This is a genomic window from Hoskinsella mucinilytica, from assembly GCF_045223415.1.
In the GTDB taxonomy this organism is placed as follows: domain Bacteria; phylum Bacillota_I; class Bacilli_A; order Erysipelotrichales; family Erysipelotrichaceae; genus Hoskinsella; species Hoskinsella mucinilytica.
This window is the reverse complement of the sequence record NZ_JBEQZJ010000018.1, coordinates 1-21182: the sequence shown is the minus strand read 5'-3', so window position 1 is coordinate 21182 and position 21182 is coordinate 1. Positions and strand designations below refer to the sequence as shown.

Sequence of the window (21182 nt, the reverse complement as noted above, 5' to 3'; positions counted from 1 at the left end):
AATGTCTTTTTTTACTCATCTTTGGGAATTCTCACAAAAAATGACGTTCCTTCCTTTACTTTGCTAGTGACACTGATCGTGCCTCCTGTTTTCTCCATAATACGATAGGCCAAGGCTAATCCTAGACCATTGCCCTCTTGAGAATGAGATGTATCACCTTGATAAAATTTATCAAAAATATGTTGTAAGGTTTCTTCTGTCATACCACAGCCTGTGTCTCTTACTTCAACTAAAATGCTGTCATCTTCTGATTGTTGCTTGATATAAATGCTACCACCAGGTTCCATAAATTTGATTGCATTGGAGAAAAGATTATTCCATACGATTTGCATTAAATCTTCTTCTGTTTTGACCATGGCCTTATCTTCGATATCCATATGTACCTCGATATGTTTTCTCTCTAATTCATATTCAAATGTTAGTAGGCAATCACTTAATTGTCTACATAAATCATAGGAAGATGAAGGTGATAGGATTTCTTGATTTTCTAATTTATTTAATTTTAATATATTACTAACTAAATTGGTTAATTTTTTTGTTGCGTTCATGATGATAGTAAGATACGCTTCACGCTCCTCTTGACACAGCGTATCTTTTTTCAATAATGCCGAGTAATTTTGAATAATGGATAATGGTGTTTTAATTTCATGTGATACATTAGATATAAAATCATTTTTTAAGGTTTCAATACTACCTAATTCTTTTACCATATGATTAAAATCCTCAAACATCGCATCCATATAATCTCTTTTATCTAAAGAATGAATTGGCTCTATGTATACAGAAAAATCTCCTGAGGCTACTGCCTTGCTGGCTGTTCTTAATTTGGTCAGTGGCTTAGAAAATGTCTTTTTCTTTTGCCATGCAGTGATCAAACAAATGATACATGTAACGATCAACCAATATAAGATATACCATAAAACATAATCATTTTGAAGAAGTTGCTTGAACGGTGTTCCATACATCATCGCTGGAAGTGAAGAAAGTATCATAAGGGTACAAAATATACTTAAAAATTCTATAAATGAAAAATATTTAATTTTAGGTTCTATTGTCTTTTTCATAGTAATACGACCTTATATCCTATCCCACGTACAGTGGTGATTTGGAAGCCTACACAGGATGATAACTTATCTCTTAGCTTGGTGATATAAACATCTACCGCACGTAAACTTGTTTCACTTTCCAGACCCCAAAACTCATCCATAAGTTGAGATCTAGAAAAAGTTTTATTAGGATAAGAAAGCAATTTATAAAGAATATGAAACTCCCTGGTTGTGAATGGTTTTTCTTCTTCATTAATTGTTATGGTCATTGCATCTGCATCCATGATCAAATTCCCTATGATGATTTTTTTCTCATTTGCGATATGAGCTCGTCTCAACAATGCTTGAATGCGTAGACTAAGTTCTTCTAAATCAATTGGTTTTACCATATAATCGTCAATTCCTATACGAAATCCTTTTTGTTTAGAGGATATATCATCTCTTGCACTCATAAATAAAATCGGTATTGTTTGATCCATGGTTCGTATTGTTTCCGCAAATTCAAAACCATCGATTCCAGGCATCATGATATCGGAAATGATCATATCAAAAGATTGCATATACATAAGATCATATGCTTTCTCCGGATGAAAACATCCCTTTGCCTCATAACAACAGTCAGTTAAATATTTACATACACTATGGTTTAACCCAGGATCATCTTCTACTACTAAAATCTGTATCATAAACAACACCTCCATGTTATCTACATCATAACATAGAATTGTTTGAATCATGTTAATCTTTGAATATCTTATTTTAAATTTATGATAGATGGTAATTCTTTCAAAAAGGATCTGATCATGGTTTGATTCCATCCGTTTTCCTGTGCGATCCTTCCATAAAGTTTGCCACTTTCCTTTAGCGTTCTATCTTTTGAAATCGGATCAACACTAGCTAGTCCAAACGTTGGATGATAAGTACCCCATTCCCAGTTATCTAATAAAGACCAATGAAGATATCCGATTACATTTGCGCCTAAGTCCATCGCTTGTCGCATTGCTTGTAGCATAGCACTAAGGTATACCATACGAATTCTATCATCTTCAACTGCAATACCATTTTCCGTAATCATGACCGGTTTATCTTTAAATCTCATCAACATTTCAATCATGATATCAGGATTGATTTCTTCTGTGAAAAAGGGTTTTGACAAAGCTTTAAAATGTGTTGCTTGATAGGTATCAAAGCGAAATTCACGTTTTCTGCTATTGATAAATTGACGAATATACGTATTCAAAGCCCAAAAGTCACAAGTATCTTTTACCTCAGGTAAATAAACGGCATCATGAAAAGGCATCACGATTTCGCCTGTTCGAATGGCATGAATAAAGAATTCATTTTCAACATAATCAATGTAATCTGCCATCACTGTATCCGCATGATCATATTTACCTCGAAAGGGTTCTTTCATAGAGTAAGATAATGTAGAACTGATTGGTTTATCACTATATTTTTTTATGATATGATAACCTCTTGCATGATATTGAAGCATATGAATACGCTCCTCTTCACTATATTCAAAAGCCAGATTCATTTCATTTATGACAATCCAATAATCTACAAAGGCGTGATAAGTTTTTGCGACCTTATGAATATAGCGTTCCCAAACATCCATATTCTCTAAGGTATGAAATGCGCCTTCTTCATGAAACCATGTTGGATGTGATACGTGATGTAATGTTAAACATACTTGAATTCCTTCTTCTTTTAACCGTTGTAGCTGATGAAGATAATGTTCTATAGCAACTTCATCAAAACATCCCTTTCGAGGTTCTATACGACACCATTCGATTGACATACGATACACTCCCATATGCATCTGTTTCAATAGCTGAATGTCATCTTCGTATCGGTTATAACTATCACAAGCATTTCCTGCCATTTCATAAGGTACTCCACCATAAGCAAAGGGTGGTGCACAGTGAGGATCATCAAGATAGGAACAATTGTTTCCTTCAATCTGTTGTCCTGCGGTAGTTGCGCCCCATAGAAACCCTTTAGGAAATGTGATATCGGGATATTGAAAGATATCTATCATAAGTCCTCCTTTTCAAAAGACAGATCATCTTCAGATGAGATTTCGTCTTTTTCCGCAACTTGTTCTTCAACACATGCTTGTTTATCTAGAATTTTGAAGAATGGGAAGTAAAGGATCATGGATAGAACTGTAGCAAACAGTTCATAGATACCAAATGATAGAGAACCTTGTACGATACCATGAACAAGTGGTGGTAAGGAACCGGCACCTAACACACCGATGGTAGGTGTAATCACATGAAGTTGAATAAGAAGATAACCGATTGTGACGATAATGATCGGTGTTAATAAGAAAGGAATCAGCATCATGACATTCAACATCAATGGCATGCCAAATACGACTGGTTCATTTACTCCGAATAAGCCACAAGGTAATACAAGCTTAGAAAAGGCTTTGTATCGTTTGCTTTTTGAGAAAAAGAACATGACGATAACCAAACCTATGGTTGCGCCACAACCGCCAAGACAAGCCAGATCATATAAACCGAAATTGATTACATTTGGTGCTATCTTTCCGGCTTCTACTGCTGCTGTATTTTCTGCAAGATAACCAAGGAAGATAGGGAAAAGGATCGGTAATACCGTCATAGAACCATGAACGCCAAAGAACCATAATAATTGAGATACCAGTATCAATAAAAGAAAGGCCGGTAAGCTACCTGTTAATGATTGAATCGGAGTTTGTAGTATCGTATAAATGAAGTTGTTCGCTGTTTCATAAGACGTCTGCGCAAACCCAAACTTTATCAACGCAAATAATACAACAATAACCGTAGCGGGAATCAAAGCTGAGAAGGATTCCATAACCATGGATGGTACCCCATTTGGCATTTTGATCGTAAAATTACGTTTTACAAAGAAGGCAAGGATCTTCACTGTGATAATACCGGTTATCAAAGCGACAAAAACACCTTTAGCGCCTAGATAGCTGATATCTAAAAAGGTAGAGCCTTCCATTGCGGTCGTGTTGATTGGTGTTAACAACAAGAAACAAACAAGTGAAATCGCTCCTGCATTGAATGCTTTATCTTTGATTTCAAATATTTTTGCGCCTTGATACCCAATGGAAAATGCCATATATAATGCCAATAGATCAATTGTGAAATCCGGTACATAGCCTAGTAACGTGCCCAATCCTGAACTTGTCAAAAAAGTTTGATAAGGTTCCCAAGTAATACTGGATATCACAGTAAACAAGGAACCTAGCATAATGATGCCAAGCAAAGCCATAGAACCATTACTGATTGTCTTTAAGTAGCGGTTTGCGGAAATCTTGTTTGCTAATGGAACGAGATAATGTTCCATCATTGTCATAAATTTATTCATATCGTTCATCCTTCCTATTTTGTTTGATTAAATTTTGATACCATGCAAAGCTTTTTTTAGGTATCCTAGCACACTCTTTTTCATCTTCATCTGTTCTATCAATATAAATTAAACCATAGCGTTTAGAAAAACCTTGATGAGAGCTTAGTACATCAATCAATGACCAAGGACAATAACCAATCAGCGGATATCCTTCTTCAATGAGCTTTTGACACTCTAGAATATGCATTTGTAAATATTCGATACGATCATCATCGTTTACCTCATGATCAACAAGTTCATCACAACAAGCCAATCCGTTTTCTGTAATCATGATCGGTAGATGATAACGTTCATACAATTGGCGAATCCCTATAGATAAACCACATGGATCAATGCCATATTCCATCCATTTTGTTCTAGGCAAATGATGATTGATTGCCATAGAAAATAAATCATTACGATAAAACGGTGGTAGTTTTTGCTCGTCTTCCTCTGCGTTTTTTGCCTTCACACAGTTGCTTGCGTAATAATTGATACCGATAAAATCAGGACCATAACCTAGCAATGCTTCATCTTCTTTTTCTGTATTAGGATAAAGCTGTTTCTTTTTCAGGTAATGTATCACACGTTGTGGATATCTCCCATAAACACTCATATCAAGATACATATGTTGTAGGAAATCTTGTGCATCACTTGCGGCTTGTATATCCATAGGATGAGATGTTTCAGGGTAAATGACCTGCATGGAACATACAACGCCAATTTTTGCGTCAGCATCTAGTTCTTTTAATAACTGAAATGCTTTTTTCTCTGCAATGGACATATGATAACTCATTTGATACATATCTTTTAATTTTTGTTTAGGATCTGTTTCATGATTTCCATTTAAATCAGATGCAGCACAAGCAATCAATTGCTCATTGATGGTTGCCCAATAACGTATCTTTCCTTTCCAACGATGGAAACAAATATTCGCATATTTGATATAAGCATCGATACATTTTCTTGATTTCCATCCGCCAAATTCATCAACCAATGCTTGTGGCATTTCAAAGTGATAAAGCGTAGGAAAAGGTTGTATGCCATAGTTTAAACATTCCTCTATGATTTGATCATAGAACTGTAACCCTTGTTCATTGACATTCCAGCCATCCGGCATAATTCTAGCCCAACTAAAGGAAAAGCGATAAATGCCAATACCAAGCTCTTTCATATAAGCGATGTCCTCTTTCCAATGATGATAATGATCACTTGCGACAAAGCTATTGGCAATCCCCTTTAAAACGTTTCTACAGTCTGTGGTAGAAAGTCCTTTGCCACCTTCTAAATACCCTCCTTCGATTTGAAAAGCACTTGTGCTGGCACCCCAGAGAAACGTATTCGAAAATCTTTGATTTTCCATATATAACCTCCTCATATCTTACAGTTACACTTTATCATGGAACTACTTTTTTTCTGTCATCAAAAAAGACCCGGTAATTTCATAATCACCAAGTCAGTTTCAAATATTGAAATTCATCATGCTATTCCATATGGTACATTTGATAATTCACAAAATAATACATCAACAAGATTTCTATCATATACAATAATGTTATTCTTCCCTCTGTATTACTGTTAACTTTATTACATATCAAAATTTCATCGATATCTTTTGTCATTTTCGTATTTTCATTCATCGTCATTGCGACAATGGTTACATGCTTTTGTTGAAAGATATTCATAACCTCATCATTTCGATAAAAATATCCACCTTCTAAAGAAGCCACAAATACAAGCGCATGCTCAGGAAGCTGTTGAGCAATCTCTTTTTGTTCCTCATAAGTCAAACCCAATCGTACCAGTTTATTCATACTTGCCATTTTAACTTGAAAATGTTGTCCTAATAACATCGCAAATTCTAATCCGAAAAAGGCAATTTCTTTTGCTTCAAACATCATTTTACAAATGCGTTCCAATTGAGAAAAATCCATTTGTTGATAGGTATAATCAATATTATGCTTGATACTTTCCGTATATCGTTCTATGATAGGTCGCATATCATCAATACTGGCCTTGGATACATCCTTGGAATAGTCTACCTCGATTCCGATTTCTTTACGACAAGCTTCTTTGAAATCTGTATAATGATCAAAGCCAATTGTTCGAATAAAACGAGATAATGATGCAGAAGATATATAACATTCATCAGCCATCTCATGAATGGTTCGATTCGGTATCTCATGATAATGATCTAACAAAGCTTTCGCTATATCATAAGAACTTCCTTTTTTATTTGTGACATTGATTTCTCTCAATAACATCGTTAATACCGGCATAACCATTGGCATACACAACATCTCCTTTATCTATTCCTATCTTACAGGGCATATATCAAAAATGCAATGTAAAATCAACTTGAGAGTAAAAAAACTCTGTGCCTACAGCGATTCACTGTAAGACAGAGTGTTTCTTATTCATCATCGTCATAGTTCACAAAACTTTCTGTTTTAGCGCTGGCGATCTTTTTAAACTCCTTTAATAATGGATGTTGTTTGACACTATTTAAATCACTGCTGATGACATAGCTTAACAATTGTACAAATGGAAGATATGCTAATGGTGCACATTCACTCATGACCTGATCTGATAAAGAAAGCACATGGGAATCTTGTTTCAAGTCTGGATGATTGCTGATCATATATACACGATCACTCACCTTACGTGTCGCTAGATATACTTGTTTCACTCGTTCACTTGCGACATCCCCACCATCAAAGAAGATAACATTGTATTCCGGTGTCAGCTGTAAATTAGGTCCATGAATATATTCTTCCACTTCATAACAACAGCTAGGGATATGAATGGTCTCTCCTGCTTTTAACGTACCTTCTAATGCAGTTCCATAATTACTTCCTGCACCACAGAAATAAATATGCCGCATAGAAGTTAAATTCTTATAATGTAGTGGGATAAACGCTAATGTTTTATCTATCATTTCTTCATTTAGATCAATGGCTTTTTCCAGCTCTCCAAAATACTCCTGATGATTGCTTGCTTCGATTGCAAATAACATCAGGAATAAACATAATGTGGTAACTCCTTTTGTTACATAGCCGACGAGTTCTTCTTTTACACCATAATCAATCACAAGATCTGCATATTCCTTGATATCACTATTAGGATTACCTGTTAATGCTATGGTAGTATGGTTCATTGCTTTTAGTTTTTTCAATGCTTCGATTGCATTGGTACTCAAACCACTTTGTGAGATAACACAAACAAGGTCTTCTTCTTTGATGTCATGTTCATAATAAGTAAACGTAAATGGTGTGATAATTTTGATTTCACATTTTAGACATAAACGCATCATTGCTCTTGCACAATGACAACTATTAAAGCTTGATCCTGACGCAATCAACCATATAGCTTTGATATCTTTTCCCTTCATTTGATCTAATAAAGGTCGAACCAACGTTTTCGCATGTTGGATATTATTTCTACAAACGATAGGAGTTTCTTTTATATAATCCTGCATTGTCATTTTTTTCATTGGATATCACTCCTTTCCAATTTATTGATGATAGAAAACAGCTCATGGTGATGAGATATGATATCATCTGCTTCGCTTTGATCTACTTTGATCGTATCCTCTTTTTTTGCGACTACATATAGACCTGCGGCTTTTGCTGCACGTATTCCATAAGTACTGTCTTCTACAACGATACAATCTTGTGTCTGAATATCTAACGCCTTTAAGGTATCCAAATAGATTTGTGGATCCGGCTTTGTCTTAACGCATTGTTCTCCACTTAATATCGAAGTAAAATACGATGTTAACTGACATTCTTCTAAAGCAGAGTGTATTTCATATAAAGTAGAGGAAGAAGCCAATGCTAAGCGATAACCCTGCTTCTTTAGAGTAGATATGGTATCTATTACTCCATCAAAGAGAAGTGATCGATAAGAGAACGGCTCATTTCGATAATATTCATCATATCGCTTAAAGAACTGTTCTCTACTCAGACGTCCTTCATACATGGTATCAAAGACGTTCCATTTCTCTTGATCACCAGATCCTAATAGCTTCCTTTGTATATCCATGGAAAGTTGTTTTCCATCTTGATTCATAAAACGATTCAAACGATCCATATAAGCTCTTTCTGAATCAAAGAGTACCCCATCCATATCGAAGATGATTGCTTTCAACTTCCTCATTGAATCTTTTAATATTCCAGTTTACGATAATATCTACGAATTTCCATAGGATGACATGTTTCTTTTTCCATATAAGCATCAATACGATTATTTACCGCATGCATGACTAAGTGAGAAATATGTCCTCTATATGCTTCTTTGATTCCTTTTAATTCATAATCTTTGGTATCGATCACTGTATAATTAGCGCAAATTCTAGGAATAAAGTTTACTACACGTTCAGAAAGGGAACGCTGTGCATCTTCTCCGACATAAACGGTCACTGGTGTTTCTTTTGTGACAATTTCAAACATACCATGGAAGAATTCAGGAGCTGTTATGGATTTTGTTTTGATCCATAGCTGTTCTTCCCAATAACACATCGCATAAGAATACGTTGCACCCCATTGATTTCCTGCGCCTACAAAGTAGTGTAGTTCATCATTCCAGTGTTGTTTTGCGAAAGCTTGTCCAAAATCGTCTGCTTTCTTTTCTACTTCAACCAAAGCTTCTGGCAAATACGTTTCAAAATTCTGATACATATCTTCATAGAAGTCCATTTCATGATTGTTCACCATAAAACGATCCGCAACCATAAAGAATTTCAATTGTTCATTTTGTCCATAAGAAATACAATAATCTACCATTTTAGCCAAATCTGCTGTTTCAATATCAATGAACCCAATGACTTTAGCACCAGCTTCTTGACATTTTTTTACTGCTTTGACTACTTCGATGGTATTTCCTGTTACGGAAGAAGTAATGACGATGGTTCCCTTCCCAATACGTTTATTTCCGGTAGTTAGATATTCAGCAGCATTTTCAGCCCATGTTTCAATGGCGGAATATTCTTTCATATGAACCGTTGCCTGCATACTACTTGCCCAAGTTCCTCCGATTCCTAACCAACAAATATTTTTATAACCTTCTTTACAAATACCATCTACGATTTCATTAATGGCTCCTCTTAATGCCAATGCTCCTCTTACACTATCGATTTGTTTTTGTTCATTCAATTTTAACATGTTCTTTTTTCCTCTCTTTCGTTAACCTAAAATTCCAAAGAATGATCCAGCTAGGCCGATGATTGCACATAACACAAGCAGGGTTGTTGTTTTGATGTTCTTTCTCAATAAGAAATAAATAAATAACGTGAATCCCAATGGCAATAAGCCTGGCATGATATTATTACATATATCTCCGATAGTTGTGGCCTCATCACCTGAACCGATTGCTAAGGGTATACTGATGGAAACATTTTCTGCGGTCATGGCACCGATCACTGTCAAACCAAGAATGGATGCACCATAAGTCAAGGTTTCCATCAAACCACTTTGTTGAATTTTTTCTAAGAAAGATGATCCTAGCTTATAACCTGCATTCATCAAATATAGACGTAAGCCCTGTGCAGGGATATTGAAAATCAATAAGAATAAAATCGGTCCTAAAATATTTCCTTTGGTTGCCAAAGATAATCCTACTCCGGTAGCGATAATTCTTAAGGTACCCCAAATAAAGGAATCTCCGATTCCGGCCAAAGGTCCCATCAAGGAAATCTTAACGTTGTTGATACTTTCGGTATCAAAGTCAGGATCATTGGCATTACTTTCTTCCATTGCGGCAGTAATTCCCAGAATCAAAGTAGATAAATGCGGTGTTGTATTGAAGAATTCCAGATGTCTTTGCATTGCGGCAATCTGATCTTCTTTTTTATCATAAAGTTTTTCAATGACCGGTAGTAATGCATAACAATAAGCCATGTTCATTTGTCGCTCATAGTTCCAGTCCCATTCCATCCCAAAGGATCTCCAGAATACCTTATTGATCTCTTTTTTTGTTAATTTATTAGAAGTCGTCATCTTCATCTATTCCTCCTTCTGTACTTACTGCTTGAAGTTTTGTGTTTTTATCTAATTGTGTTACAACGATTGCAATAATTGCACCGAAGATTGCGATACCGGTTACCGGAATACCAAGATAAGATGATAGTGCAAATCCTAGCATAAAGAAGCATGCAACCTTTTTGTTGACAGTCATTTGTAGTAATAAACCAAATCCAATTGCCGGTAATAATCCCATTGTGATTTCTAATCCTTTAGATACCCATTCCGGAATGACATCCAGTAATGATTGTACAGCAGGTCCTCCTGCATAGAATCCGATTGCCACAATGACACCGATGATCAAATTGACACCAAACAAACCACCAAGATAATGCATTCTTGCGACACCTTTCATATTGCCCTGTGCAGCATACTTATCTGCTTTGTGAACAAATGGTGGTAGTATGAATACCATTCCGACATTTTTCGCAATCAAAACAAGAGATGCAACCGGTAATCCTACCGTTAATGCAGTTTCAGCACCTGATCCTGTTGTAATCGCAAATGCAGTACCCAATACCGTACCGGAAATCATTTCCGGAGGAATACTGGCACCGATAGAGAATGCTCCCATAAAAGCCAGCTCCAATGTTGCCCCCAAAGTTACATCGGTTGGAATATCCCCTAATACCAATCCTGTTAATGTTCCCATAATGATCGGTCTTGATAATAAACTTGTTCCTAACAGATATTCTGCATTACCAAGCATTGCTACCAAACCTAATAAAATTGCCTGTACCATACCTTCTCCTCCTTCTTACAATACTTTCTCAACAAGTACCTTATTATCATCCGGTACCATTCTGATTTCAACTTCATAGCCATCTTGAATCAATTCTTTCAACAATGTTTCTTCTTCAGGTAAGACATTGATGGCTTTAGATAAATTTCTTGTGCCATCTTTTGCCTTGGTTCCACCCAAATTGATACTTTTTACCTGCTCACAACCTTTTGCTAATGCATAAGCATCTTGAATGGATTCTACAACGATCAATAATTTATATTTATCTGTAACGCCACTGTTGATTGCTTCAATAGAATCTTTGATGGTTTTCATAACCAACTTAGTACCATTTGGTTTTGCCAACTTCATGGTTGTTTTTCTTAAGCTATCATTTAATACTTCATCATTTGCAATCAAGATACAATCTGCTGAAAGATGAGATGTCCATGAGAATGCTACCTGTCCATGTAATAATCTGTGATCTACTCTCAATAACTTGATCATTTTGAATTTCCTCCTTTAGAAATCTTCATCATCGCATTCTGCGATCGTTTTGCTTAATAGGGTAATACCTTCTTTCGCATTTTGAATCAAGCCTTCAAACGCTGACTCTGTTAATCCGTTTTGATGGCTCAATATGAGATCCAATACCATATTCATGTTCATTCCGGATATGACAACAACATTAGGATAGACAATAAGCTTAGATAATGTTGTATGAACACTACCTCCTTTGATATCACACAAAATCAGATATTGTTCTTCTTCATTGTTTCTGACATCCGCTTCTATCTGATGCAAGATATCATTCGGACTTTGACCTGGATACAAGCTAAATGTTTCTACATCTTTTGCAAGATCTCCTACGATCATTGATACTGAATTTAATAGTCCCTTTGATAGTTCTCCATGGGATGCTAATATGATCTTACTCAATCTTCCACTCCTCTCTTCATTTTTATACAAGCAAATACTGTGCCACGGCCATTCTTTTTTCGAAAACACACAGGTTTTTAACTCACTTGTATACAAGCAAAAAGTGTGCTACAGAGGACACACTTGATTAAAAATCGTGATCATTTTTTATATAATCGTAAATATATCCGATTTCGGCAATCGGTATATCTACACCATAGAAGTCTTCCACTTCCTTAAAGGTCTGTTTCACAAGAGATATAAATTTTTCCTCCTGCCTTACAAAACGTTCCATATCCTGATAAGTTTCGATTCCCTTATTCATAACTAAACGTTCAATCAAACAACTAATATGTACATATAGACCAAAACAGGTAGCATTAGAAAATTTCATATCCATTGCATTTTGTAATCGATCAATTGCATCTGCAACATGTTCCAGCAATTTATTTGGATTAAGAATCGTTAAATTACTCATGATATTAGATAAAGAAAAGTTTTTTACAATGTTTTTACGAAACTCGCTTAACTCTTTTGCATCTAAACTATCCTTCATATATTGATCTAACTCTCTTAGATTATCTGAGATGATCAAATCTTCTATCGGCACAAAATGCAATCCCTCAATATTAGGATTTAAGGTACCTATGACGCATAATACATGATAACTATCAAAGAAGGTATTATTGCTTCCTTTTTCAATTAATTCATTGTATTGATAGGTTTTCACAATGATTCCACTATCTTGAGGTAGAGAATCTTGAATAATCGTTCTTAACTTTTCTGCCGTTCCGATTCCACTGGCACAAGAACATAAAATAACCTTTTCTTGATCTCGATGCTTTTCAATATGATACATCGTATTGCTGTAGGAAATGACATTTTGGAAGATATCTTCCATCTCTTGGTTTTGTATGATACCATTACCTATTTCCAATGCTGCCTTGGTAGAAATATTATTGATGATACCGATATTAGCATGCTCTACATGAATACCTTTGTAGATATCCTCAAGACTTCCCATATCTACCAATAAATATAATTCCTCAAAATTTCCGGTACGACTTAGAAAGAGATTCAGCTTTTCTATGATGGTATTGGTATCCACATTCAATGGCATATCAATGGCATCAAAAACATAGTTACCCAAAAATTTATTTGTCGCATCCGCAATTGAAGAAGCAGTAGAGAAACCATGTGCCAAGATAATCGCAACCACATGACGAGTTTCCTTATTGTTAGATAGATTACGAATCAATTGAACCAATATGATTGATACCATACCTAATATTTCCATATCCATATAGGAATGAAGATAATGACATATTTCCATCGCTACATGATATTCATGATAAAATTCATTTTTCATAAAAGCCTGAAATCTTGCACAGGCTTCCTTATTTTGTATCATCCAATTATGATAACTATGGAAGTTCTTATGATAATCATGGAGATAAAGACTGATACTCAACAAATCATTGTTACTTATTTTTAATCCATAACGACTTGATATAAGATCAAAAATACTTTCTACTCCATTTTGATAAAAATCCTTTTCTTTGGCATCAAAATTTTTAAAGAAGACGTGGTCAAAGTAATCATGTATATGAGTTTGTAATTTATGAAAACATTCTTCTACGCCAATCGTATGTTGTTCATAATTCAAAAAGGTAGTCAATAATTCTTCATTTAAACAAATAATCGGTGTTTCTTTATGTATAAATTTCGCAAGCTCATCAGCTTCGATATATTCTACATCTACACTTGAAGTAACGCTTTGATGTTTATTAGCATAATCATTTAACATGGCACTTGGAAGACTATGTAAACGTACCAATAATTCTCCTTGTTCGTTGGTATCAAATAAGGACTTCACGCAACAAGATTGTACACAACTTTTCAATCCTCCTATGTTTCCAGGAAAGGTATGTGTCAATAAAATATTATAAACTTTAGAGCTGATTTTGATTTTTTTCTGTAGACGCTGTTTTTCTGCCTGAAACATTGCATATAAAAGTTGAACACGTTCTTCCATACCTCTTTCATCCAAAGTAGGTACATTGAATATCATAGGTATCCTTCTTTGTAATGTCTTCAACAATACCTTTTCAGGATCTTCCGTTGTCGCAAAAATGATACGAACATCTGATTGATACCATTTTTCATTATCACCTACTCGATGATAAATTGCTTGGTCCATGAATAAGAACAATTTTTCCTGACATTCTGCTTTTAAATTATGGACCTCATCAAGAAATAAGACACCGCCATCTGCCAATGCGATCAAACCCGGATTATCCTTATCAGCACCGGTAAACGCACCCTTTACATGACCAAATAAATTGGCAGTTAAAAGTTCTGGATTATTCGCATACTCACTACAGTTAACAGAGATAAATTTACCACCGTTTTTCAATAAATGATGATTTTTCGCATATTCATAGGTCAATTTTGCGATCATACTTTTACCGGTGCCGGTAGCTCCATATAACATCATCGGTAATCCCTTAGGTGGATAAGAAATGGTGGCTTTGCATTGTTTCACAAGTTCACTCAAACTTCCTTGATATCCAATCAGCTTTTCAAAATCCTGAGCGTTTTTTTCCGCTTCTAAAAAACTATCTAAATCAGGATATGTCTTTTGTTCAATTGCATATCCTTTTTGTTTCATTGTTTCACTGTCTAGATACAACATCGGTTTACTTTCGATCTTTATCAACAGTCCTTTTGAATAAAGCTCTCGTAAAGCCAAAGCAACTTCATTACGAGCAATCTGTAAACGTTCGCTCAATGCTTTGGCATGATTTTCTTGATATGCTTCTTGTTCACAATTTTGTTTGATTATGTTCATTAATTGATCTTTCATATGCTCTCACCATCATCAATGGTACAAACATTAATTTTACTTGTCAAGAGAATAATCTGTACAACTTCTATGGCATGATTCTTGCTATAATAAAAGTGAAAGAGGGATGTTATGAAACAGAAATTAGAATATACGCAAAAACTGAATCAGACACTGCAACTGTCATTGACTATGAAAAAATCACTGGATGTTTTAAAGATGAATCAGAGTGATCTTTTAGAATGTATTCAAGAAATTGTAGACCATAATCCTATCATTTCTTATACTCCATCTACAGATATCCATCAATATTTAATGGAAACCGCAACTGTAAAAACCACCTTGAAAGATGATTTATATTTACAATTACACACTGCAAAACAAAAGTATGATATAAAAGCAGCTGAATTTATTATTGAATCATTAGATGAACATGGTTTTTTTACCATAGACTTATCAACTGCAGCTCAACTTTCCTCATGTACCATCAAACAATTACAAACAACGCTTTCTTTGATTCAATCCTTTGATCCCGCAGGTGTGGCAACAGCAGATTCAATTCAAGCGATTGCAAATCAACTACATCGACAATACTTATTTGATGCAGAACATATTCTATTACACGAACAAGAAGCAATGCTTAAGAAAGACTATCGCTCAATAGCAAAACATATGCAATTATCCTTAGAAGAAGTTATGGGTTATCTAGATGATATCAAAGAATGCACTCCCTTTCCTTGTAGTAATTATGCTGAATCACAAGAAGCACTCATCCTTCCTGATTTTGAAATCAAAGTTTCACAAGGTGAAATTGAAATCATACCAAAGCAAGTCGGACATATTTATATTGAAGATGAATTGGAAGTTCTTAAAACAAATCAAAGTCTAAAACCATATTTTGAAGATGCCTATTATTTTATAGATTCTATTAGTAAACGTAACAAAACCATGCTTCTTATGGCCAATGAATTGATTCATATTCAAAAAAACTATTTTCTCTTTCATGATGAACTGAAACCATGTACCTTAATGGATATTGCCAAAGCTTGTGGCTTTCATGAATCTACAGTGTCCAGAACACTATCCAATAAATATTATCTATTCCAAGGTGAAATATATCCTTTAAAACAGTTATTTGTCTCCGCAACAAAAGAAGGTAGCAGTAAAGATTCTATACAAAAAGCAATTTTATCATTGATCAAAGAAGAAGATAAAACAAAACCCTATGCAGATTATGAGCTTGTAGAAAAATTAGAAGAAATGGAACTCTATGTTTCCCGTAGAGCAATCGCAAAGTATCGCACACAACTTCATATTCCTAGCTCAAAGGAAAGAAAAGTAAAATCTCAACAATCATAATATTTCTATAATTTAATGATCTGATGTTTGTCGATTTGCACAAATGATCGCAACCCCAACACCCAATAATACATAGGGTGTCGAAGAAGCAATAAAGTCAAAAGATGACTGTTTCAATAACAAATTTGATATCGATACTAGGAAAGCCAATAACATCACGCTCCATCCGATCATCATCATTCTGCGATTGCTTTTTACAACGTTCACATCTTTATCTATTTTCTTTAACATATCTTCATCTCCTTTCAATAAGTCATCAAGACTCATATCATAAATTTCACTTAGCTTGATAACGCTGATGATATCAGGAATTGCTTTTTCATTTTCCCAATTTGATATTGTTTGTCTGGATACATGAAGCAACTCTGCAGTCATTTCCTGAGTAAATTTCATTTTCATTCTTGCTTCTTTTAATTTTCTTCCTATGTTCATACTTACTTCGCTCCTTATATCACTATGATTTCATATGAAAAGGAAAATGTCTATCAAAGATGTTTGACATTTCATATATTTCTTTAAAAAAATCAAATTTTCAGAAATCTATAATGTACAACAGTACTTTAGAAAACAAAGATACGCTTATTTGTATATCATAAATATCTTATGAATATAAAAAGCACAGACTCTACTTATCTGTGCTATCGATATAATGGTAAACTTCCTGTTAACTTGTTTACTTTTTTCTTATTTCCAAACAATGCAATTCCATAATAGGTAAACTCTTCTGTCTTATGTTGTGCACTTCGTTCTATATATTCATCATATACCTTACATCCTTGTGCAATATCAGTAAAATCAAGCATTGTTAATTCTTCATCATTCTTTACCTGATGAACCAGCTCTTTCAACTCTTCTCCACTCATTTTCAGAATAGGTACCGGTATTTGAATGGTACCAGCATGTGCGATTCCATCTTGATCCATCACATCTACACCAACACATTCCGGTATCTTTTTCCCTAACGATATACCTAATACTCCTGCAGTATTCATCGCTATTCCAAGTGGAAGCGACTCATCAATTACCATGACACACTTTACATTCTCCATAATCATTTCCTTTCTTTAATTGTGACAACATCAACCCAACCAAAGTCAAAGCAATTCCAATCCATGTATAAACACTAACCTCTTCTTTTAATACGATCATCGATGTTACAACAGTAATCACCGGTACAAGATAAATATATACAGAACAGGTAATGGATCCTAATATTTTCAATGCACTATTCCATGTCACAAAGCATAACGCACTTGCGCCAAGACCAAGGAATAATAAATTTAATAACACATCAAACTGCATAAAATCATTTACTTCCGGATGAAAATCAAATATAAATAATGCAGGAATCATAAACAATAACCCATAAAAGAAAATTCTTCTCGTCAAAGGTATTGTATCATAATGAAACTCACTGATTTTATTTGTTAGATTAGAGTATAATGCCCATACAAACGCCGCTAAAAGTGCAAGTAAATCACCAATCGGATGGATTTCAAAAACAGATTGTCCATTGGTACTTATTAAATAAACACCGATCATCGCCAATATAAAGCCTAAAAAGAAACATGCATTCAGCTTTGTTTCACGATGAATAAGCCAAGCGCAAATTGCAGTAAAGAATGGTGATACCGCAACGATCACACCAACATTACTGGCAAGAGTATACGTCAATGCGATATTTTCTAATAAGAAATATAAAGTAACACCACATATACCGGCAAAAACAAAATACCTTTCTTGTCCTGATTTTGTAGATAGCTTTTTAGGAAAAGCAATCCACAATGCCAAATATCCAATCACAAATCGAATAAAAAGTATTTCTACAGGTGCAAATGTCTTCAACAATATCTTTGTTGCGATAAAGGTCGTACCCCAAATAAATATTGTAAATAATGCCGCAAGATGTCCTTGATGTTCTTTTCTCATACCGTTTTATCCTCCTCAAATATACGTTGATATTGCTTTGGTGTAATACCAATAAAATTTTTAAAATAATTTGAAAAATGACTCTGATCTGTGAATCCACAAAGCTGTGCAATATCAATGATCGGCATTTGTTCTTCTAAATAATGTTTTGCTTTATCAATACGTATACTTTGTAAGTAGCGATACGGAGAAATACCATATTGCTTCGTAAAACTTTTTAATAAATACGATCGTGAACAATTAGCCATATCCGCCAATTCATCTAAAGATAAATTTTCCATAAAATGTTCTTTCATAAACTCACATAAATGATCCAATGGTTTAATTGCCTGTAATACAGAATCTGTACATTGGGCATATTCATTTAATACATTTTCTAATAGAAAATAAAAATCTTCTTGTTTTTCCATATAACAGGCATGATCTATGATAGCATCGTATAAGGTTCCTACACTTTTGGCTATATCACTTTGATAAACAAGATTACAGGTAAATTGAGGTAAAAATTCTTTTCCGGTAAGATCATAAACCGCTTTTTTCATACTATCGATTGGTATATTCACTGCACGATAATCTAGTAGCTCACCATTTACAGGAGCACAATAATGATTGTCATATGGATTAAATAATATCAAATCACCAGTGCTAGTATCATATTCTTTTCCTTTACACCAAAGATGACGTTTACCACCTTCCATAAATCCTATCACATAAAATTCATGAAAGTGGTTTGGAAATTTTTGTACGATTCCCGTTAATTGATATGCCTCAATCCCAAGTTCATCATCAAACATCATATGGCGTTGCTCTTGTTTTTCTATCATAAACTACCTTCCTTTGCGTTTGATTATATCATGCTTTCTCATTAAGTTCTTGTAAAATAAGATACAAAATACTCATGATATATCATGAAAAAAAGGAACCATCACATGATTCCTTTATAACTCTACGATATTACCTTTTTTATCCGCTAGGATCACACTCATATTCAAAGAATTCTTTACAACTTCCGGAATTTCATTCCATTGTCTTCGATACGCAAGTGAGTCATTAAATGCAATACTGTAATGCGTATTGGTATCATCAATATGCTTGATGACTTCACTTAATTTTACCGGCAATGTTTGCTTTCTTCCACGTTTGATTCCTTGAACATTGATAACCCAACGTTTATTTTCCGTATGTGCTTCAATAAATTCTTTATTTTCAATATATTCCCAACCATGCTCAGATAACCAGCCTTTTACAAGATTGCATAAATCTTCTGTATTGCGTTTCATTTTTGCTTTTTTAGCAGCCAGTTTTTCTTCTTCACTCTTTGCTGGTCTGCCTCTTTTTTTATTAGGGAACATTCTCTCTCTTGTTTCAAGATCATGCAAATAAAATCTAACCGTCAAATGGGATCCAAATCCTGTATTGCCCTTTGGACGTTGTAAAATCTCATCACCTTGAAGCATAAGCTTATAAATCGCCTGACAGCAAGTTGGCATCGTTGCATGCTGTGGTGATACAGATGCATGTAACTCCTTACTATTAACTTCGATAAAATCTTTATTTTCCTTACAAGCATCTTCTTTCAATTTTGTTAATACATTCAAGTAATCTTTAATTCCTGGACCTTTCATTGTTAACACTCTCCTTTTATTGGTTACATTGTAAATGTTTTGTTTTGTCGAATACCCGCACATTATGGGTAAACTCGAAAAAAATTTAATTTTTCATGTATAATAGAGGTAGAAAGTGGTGATTCTATGAGAAAATCAGTTTTTAAAAAAGTTTTGGCTATCATTGATGCCATTGAATTACAGGGAATTTCCTTTGAGAGTTCCCCTATTAAAGTATATGAAGAAATCGCTAATGATTATTACAATCTAAAGCTATCAGAATTGAAACATGTGATGGAATATCTAAAAGAGAAACATTTTATCAAAGATGATAAGAATGGTATTGATTTAACGCCGGCTGCAACCATTTATTCAAAAAGCAATCAGAACTCCGCTGTGGAGGCCTTAGGGTTATTTGAAAGCTATATGCTTGATGATCGCATTCATGAATTTTTTTCTAAACAAATCCGTAGCAATGAATTCCTAACAAAAAATGAAGTCTTAGAGTATGTGGATCGTGAAAGTCTAGAGTATATGTTTCAAACAACACTGTTTGAAGTAGAACAAGAAAAATTAAGATTTCATCCAAAATTATTAAAAGGAATCAGCGATATTTTACGAGAATATAAAGAAAAACAAAAGCCTTTGATTTCTTGCTTTTTAACCGCATTATATACTTCAAGCATCGTCGCTCATGAAGACCTTAGAATTGATTATAAGAATACAATGGAAATCATGAATGATTATAAACATAAAGAAGTCATTTTAAGTATCATACCCAGAAGAGGTATTCCTCATGATCGTGACGAAACTAAAGCATTACAGGTTTTTTACAAGGATACGCTATTTCATGAATTTGCGCATGAATGTCCTATTTGTAATATTAATATTCCTCATATGCTAATCGCAAGTCATATTAAACCGTTTCGTGATTGTGCACATATATATGAAGCAATAGACCATAATAACGGCCTATTGTTGTGTCGTAATCATGATTATCTTTTCGATCAAGGATTTATCACCTTTGATGATCACGGTTATATCATTCTGTCTAGAAAACTTATGGATATCGAAGATTGGGAACATAAATTTTCACTAAGAAAAAACTATCAGCTTCCAGAGAAATTAATGACAGAGGATAGAGTTAAGTTTTTAACATATCACAGAAAACATATTTTTATAAAATAATCTATTTATCAAAAAATCTCTTTATGAGATTTTTTTATTGCAAGTAATTAGATGTAATCACTTGAATTATTTTCTTCATCTAGTAATTCCAGTATCTGAGGCCTTAAGCTTCCCTCTACTTCTAGTAAATCTAGAGCATCATCAACACTCATAGGCTTCATCTTT

Annotated in this window: 21 protein-coding genes; 2 read left to right on the top strand and 19 right to left on the bottom strand. The window is 34.3% G+C overall.

Translation table 11 applies throughout. The features are described from left to right. Nucleotides 1–11: 11 nt before the first annotated feature. From UGRO018_RS07995 to UGRO018_RS07930, 14 genes are all read right to left on the bottom strand, one after another. The gene (locus UGRO018_RS07995) at nucleotides 12–1064 is read right to left on the bottom strand and encodes a HAMP domain-containing sensor histidine kinase (RefSeq protein ID WP_416325952.1); all 1053 of its coding nucleotides are present in this window, start codon (nucleotides 1062–1064) and stop codon (nucleotides 12–14) included. Beyond that, entirely contained in the window at nucleotides 1061–1732 is a 672-nt protein-coding gene (locus tag UGRO018_RS07990) for a response regulator transcription factor (protein ID WP_416325951.1), read from the bottom strand. The genes UGRO018_RS07995 and UGRO018_RS07990 overlap by 4 nt, the downstream gene beginning before the upstream one ends. A 68-nt stretch (nucleotides 1733–1800) precedes the next feature. Further along, complete coding sequence (locus UGRO018_RS07985) at nucleotides 1801–3087, bottom strand: family 1 glycosylhydrolase (protein ID WP_416325950.1); 1287 nt, start codon at nucleotides 3085–3087, stop codon at nucleotides 1801–1803. After that, nucleotides 3084–4412: a PTS sugar transporter subunit IIC gene (locus UGRO018_RS07980; RefSeq protein WP_416325949.1), complete on the bottom strand. Its 1329-nt coding sequence runs from the start codon at nucleotides 4410–4412 to the stop codon at nucleotides 3084–3086. Before UGRO018_RS07980 ends, UGRO018_RS07985 begins: the two co-directional genes overlap by 4 nt. After that, entirely contained in the window at nucleotides 4405–5796 is a 1392-nt protein-coding gene (locus UGRO018_RS07975) for a glycoside hydrolase family 1 protein (RefSeq protein ID WP_416325948.1), read from the bottom strand. The genes UGRO018_RS07980 and UGRO018_RS07975 overlap by 8 nt, the downstream gene beginning before the upstream one ends. Nucleotides 5797–5917: 121 nt before the next feature. Beyond that, a complete protein-coding gene (locus UGRO018_RS07970) occupies nucleotides 5918–6724 on the bottom strand; it encodes a MurR/RpiR family transcriptional regulator (RefSeq protein ID WP_416325947.1) in 807 nt (268 codons plus the stop codon). Between the two features lie 122 nt (nucleotides 6725–6846). Beyond that, on the bottom strand, nucleotides 6847–7926 hold the full coding sequence (locus UGRO018_RS07965; protein WP_416325946.1) for an SIS domain-containing protein: 1080 nt from the start codon (nucleotides 7924–7926) through the stop codon (nucleotides 6847–6849). Beyond that, entirely contained in the window at nucleotides 7923–8591 is a 669-nt protein-coding gene (locus tag UGRO018_RS07960; RefSeq protein ID WP_416325945.1) for an HAD family hydrolase, read from the bottom strand. The genes UGRO018_RS07965 and UGRO018_RS07960 overlap by 4 nt, the downstream gene beginning before the upstream one ends. Nucleotides 8592–8599: 8 nt before the next feature. Beyond that, complete coding sequence (locus tag UGRO018_RS07955) at nucleotides 8600–9595, bottom strand: SIS domain-containing protein (protein ID WP_416325944.1); 996 nt, start codon at nucleotides 9593–9595, stop codon at nucleotides 8600–8602. A 21-nt stretch (nucleotides 9596–9616) separates the two neighbouring features. After that, nucleotides 9617–10435, bottom strand: coding sequence for a PTS system mannose/fructose/sorbose family transporter subunit IID (locus UGRO018_RS07950; protein ID WP_416325943.1), 819 nt, complete (start codon nucleotides 10433–10435; stop codon nucleotides 9617–9619). Then, nucleotides 10416–11195, bottom strand: coding sequence for a PTS mannose/fructose/sorbose/N-acetylgalactosamine transporter subunit IIC (locus UGRO018_RS07945; protein WP_416325942.1), 780 nt, complete (start codon nucleotides 11193–11195; stop codon nucleotides 10416–10418). The genes UGRO018_RS07950 and UGRO018_RS07945 overlap by 20 nt, the downstream gene beginning before the upstream one ends. A gap of 15 nt (nucleotides 11196–11210) precedes the next feature. Beyond that, nucleotides 11211–11681, bottom strand: coding sequence for a PTS sugar transporter subunit IIB (locus tag UGRO018_RS07940; RefSeq protein WP_416325941.1), 471 nt, complete (start codon nucleotides 11679–11681; stop codon nucleotides 11211–11213). Nucleotides 11682–11696: 15 nt separating this feature from the next. Next, nucleotides 11697–12113 carry a PTS sugar transporter subunit IIA gene (locus UGRO018_RS07935; RefSeq protein ID WP_416325940.1) on the bottom strand — a complete coding sequence of 139 codons (417 nt, stop codon included), beginning with the start codon at nucleotides 12111–12113 and terminating at the stop codon, nucleotides 11697–11699. Nucleotides 12114–12240: 127 nt separating this feature from the next. Continuing rightward, complete coding sequence (locus UGRO018_RS07930) at nucleotides 12241–14958, bottom strand: sigma 54-interacting transcriptional regulator (RefSeq protein ID WP_416325939.1); 2718 nt, start codon at nucleotides 14956–14958, stop codon at nucleotides 12241–12243. A gap of 111 nt (nucleotides 14959–15069) precedes the next feature. On the opposite strand from UGRO018_RS07930, the gene UGRO018_RS07925 reads away from it, so the two are divergent. Beyond that, nucleotides 15070–16296 (top strand): RNA polymerase factor sigma-54, encoded by a 1227-nt coding sequence (locus tag UGRO018_RS07925; protein ID WP_416325938.1) that lies wholly within the window; start codon nucleotides 15070–15072, stop codon nucleotides 16294–16296. Nucleotides 16297–16308: 12 nt separating this feature from the next. Here the strand turns inward: UGRO018_RS07925 and UGRO018_RS07920 are convergent, their stop codons facing one another. The 5 genes from UGRO018_RS07920 to UGRO018_RS07900 form a co-directional block, all read right to left on the bottom strand. Further along, a complete protein-coding gene (locus tag UGRO018_RS07920) occupies nucleotides 16309–16728 on the bottom strand; it encodes a helix-turn-helix transcriptional regulator (protein ID WP_416325937.1) in 420 nt (139 codons plus the stop codon). A 206-nt stretch (nucleotides 16729–16934) separates the two neighbouring features. Further along, nucleotides 16935–17345: a DUF2000 domain-containing protein gene (locus tag UGRO018_RS07915; RefSeq protein WP_416325936.1), complete on the bottom strand. Its 411-nt coding sequence runs from the start codon at nucleotides 17343–17345 to the stop codon at nucleotides 16935–16937. Next, nucleotides 17314–18225 (bottom strand): DMT family transporter, encoded by a 912-nt coding sequence (locus UGRO018_RS07910; RefSeq protein WP_416325935.1) that lies wholly within the window; start codon nucleotides 18223–18225, stop codon nucleotides 17314–17316. Before UGRO018_RS07910 ends, UGRO018_RS07915 begins: the two co-directional genes overlap by 32 nt. After that, entirely contained in the window at nucleotides 18222–19049 is an 828-nt protein-coding gene (locus UGRO018_RS07905; protein ID WP_416325934.1) for an AraC family transcriptional regulator, read from the bottom strand. Before UGRO018_RS07905 ends, UGRO018_RS07910 begins: the two co-directional genes overlap by 4 nt. A 114-nt stretch (nucleotides 19050–19163) precedes the next feature. After that, entirely contained in the window at nucleotides 19164–19850 is a 687-nt protein-coding gene (locus UGRO018_RS07900) for an AT hook domain-containing protein (RefSeq protein ID WP_416325933.1), read from the bottom strand. A gap of 126 nt (nucleotides 19851–19976) precedes the next feature. On the opposite strand from UGRO018_RS07900, the gene UGRO018_RS07895 reads away from it, so the two are divergent. Next, nucleotides 19977–21017, top strand: coding sequence for an HNH endonuclease (locus UGRO018_RS07895; protein ID WP_416325932.1), 1041 nt, complete (start codon nucleotides 19977–19979; stop codon nucleotides 21015–21017). Nucleotides 21018–21182 lie beyond the last annotated feature (165 nt).

What these genes read in the sequence shown, in the direction of transcription:
- UGRO018_RS07975 (WP_416325948.1), bottom strand. Translation starts at nt 5,796, where the DNA reads ATGGAAAATCAAAGATTTTCGAATACGTTTCTCTGGGGTGCCAGCACA.
- UGRO018_RS07960 (WP_416325945.1), bottom strand. Translation starts at nt 8,591, where the DNA reads ATGAGGAAGTTGAAAGCAATCATCTTCGATATGGATGGGGTACTCTTT.
- UGRO018_RS07915 (WP_416325936.1), bottom strand. Translation starts at nt 17,345, where the DNA reads ATGGAGAATGTAAAGTGTGTCATGGTAATTGATGAGTCGCTTCCACTT.
- UGRO018_RS07900 (WP_416325933.1), bottom strand. Translation starts at nt 19,850, where the DNA reads ATGAAAGGTCCAGGAATTAAAGATTACTTGAATGTATTAACAAAATTG.
- UGRO018_RS07895 (WP_416325932.1), top strand. Translation starts at nt 19,977, where the DNA reads ATGAGAAAATCAGTTTTTAAAAAAGTTTTGGCTATCATTGATGCCATT.
- UGRO018_RS07920 (WP_416325937.1), bottom strand. Translation starts at nt 16,728, where the DNA reads ATGAACATAGGAAGAAAATTAAAAGAAGCAAGAATGAAAATGAAATTT.
- UGRO018_RS07940 (WP_416325941.1), bottom strand. Translation starts at nt 11,681, where the DNA reads ATGATCAAGTTATTGAGAGTAGATCACAGATTATTACATGGACAGGTA.
- UGRO018_RS07905 (WP_416325934.1), bottom strand. Translation starts at nt 19,049, where the DNA reads ATGATAGAAAAACAAGAGCAACGCCATATGATGTTTGATGATGAACTT.
- UGRO018_RS07955 (WP_416325944.1), bottom strand. Translation starts at nt 9,595, where the DNA reads ATGTTAAAATTGAATGAACAAAAACAAATCGATAGTGTAAGAGGAGCA.
- UGRO018_RS07985 (WP_416325950.1), bottom strand. Translation starts at nt 3,087, where the DNA reads ATGATAGATATCTTTCAATATCCCGATATCACATTTCCTAAAGGGTTT.
- UGRO018_RS07945 (WP_416325942.1), bottom strand. Translation starts at nt 11,195, where the DNA reads ATGGTACAGGCAATTTTATTAGGTTTGGTAGCAATGCTTGGTAATGCA.
- UGRO018_RS07930 (WP_416325939.1), bottom strand. Translation starts at nt 14,958, where the DNA reads ATGAAAGATCAATTAATGAACATAATCAAACAAAATTGTGAACAAGAA.
- UGRO018_RS07990 (WP_416325951.1), bottom strand. Translation starts at nt 1,732, where the DNA reads ATGATACAGATTTTAGTAGTAGAAGATGATCCTGGGTTAAACCATAGT.
- UGRO018_RS07910 (WP_416325935.1), bottom strand. Translation starts at nt 18,225, where the DNA reads ATGAGAAAAGAACATCAAGGACATCTTGCGGCATTATTTACAATATTT.
- UGRO018_RS07995 (WP_416325952.1), bottom strand. Translation starts at nt 1,064, where the DNA reads ATGAAAAAGACAATAGAACCTAAAATTAAATATTTTTCATTTATAGAA.
- UGRO018_RS07950 (WP_416325943.1), bottom strand. Translation starts at nt 10,435, where the DNA reads ATGAAGATGACGACTTCTAATAAATTAACAAAAAAAGAGATCAATAAG.
- UGRO018_RS07970 (WP_416325947.1), bottom strand. Translation starts at nt 6,724, where the DNA reads ATGCCAATGGTTATGCCGGTATTAACGATGTTATTGAGAGAAATCAAT.
- UGRO018_RS07925 (WP_416325938.1), top strand. Translation starts at nt 15,070, where the DNA reads ATGAAACAGAAATTAGAATATACGCAAAAACTGAATCAGACACTGCAA.
- UGRO018_RS07980 (WP_416325949.1), bottom strand. Translation starts at nt 4,412, where the DNA reads ATGAATAAATTTATGACAATGATGGAACATTATCTCGTTCCATTAGCA.
- UGRO018_RS07965 (WP_416325946.1), bottom strand. Translation starts at nt 7,926, where the DNA reads ATGAAAAAAATGACAATGCAGGATTATATAAAAGAAACTCCTATCGTT.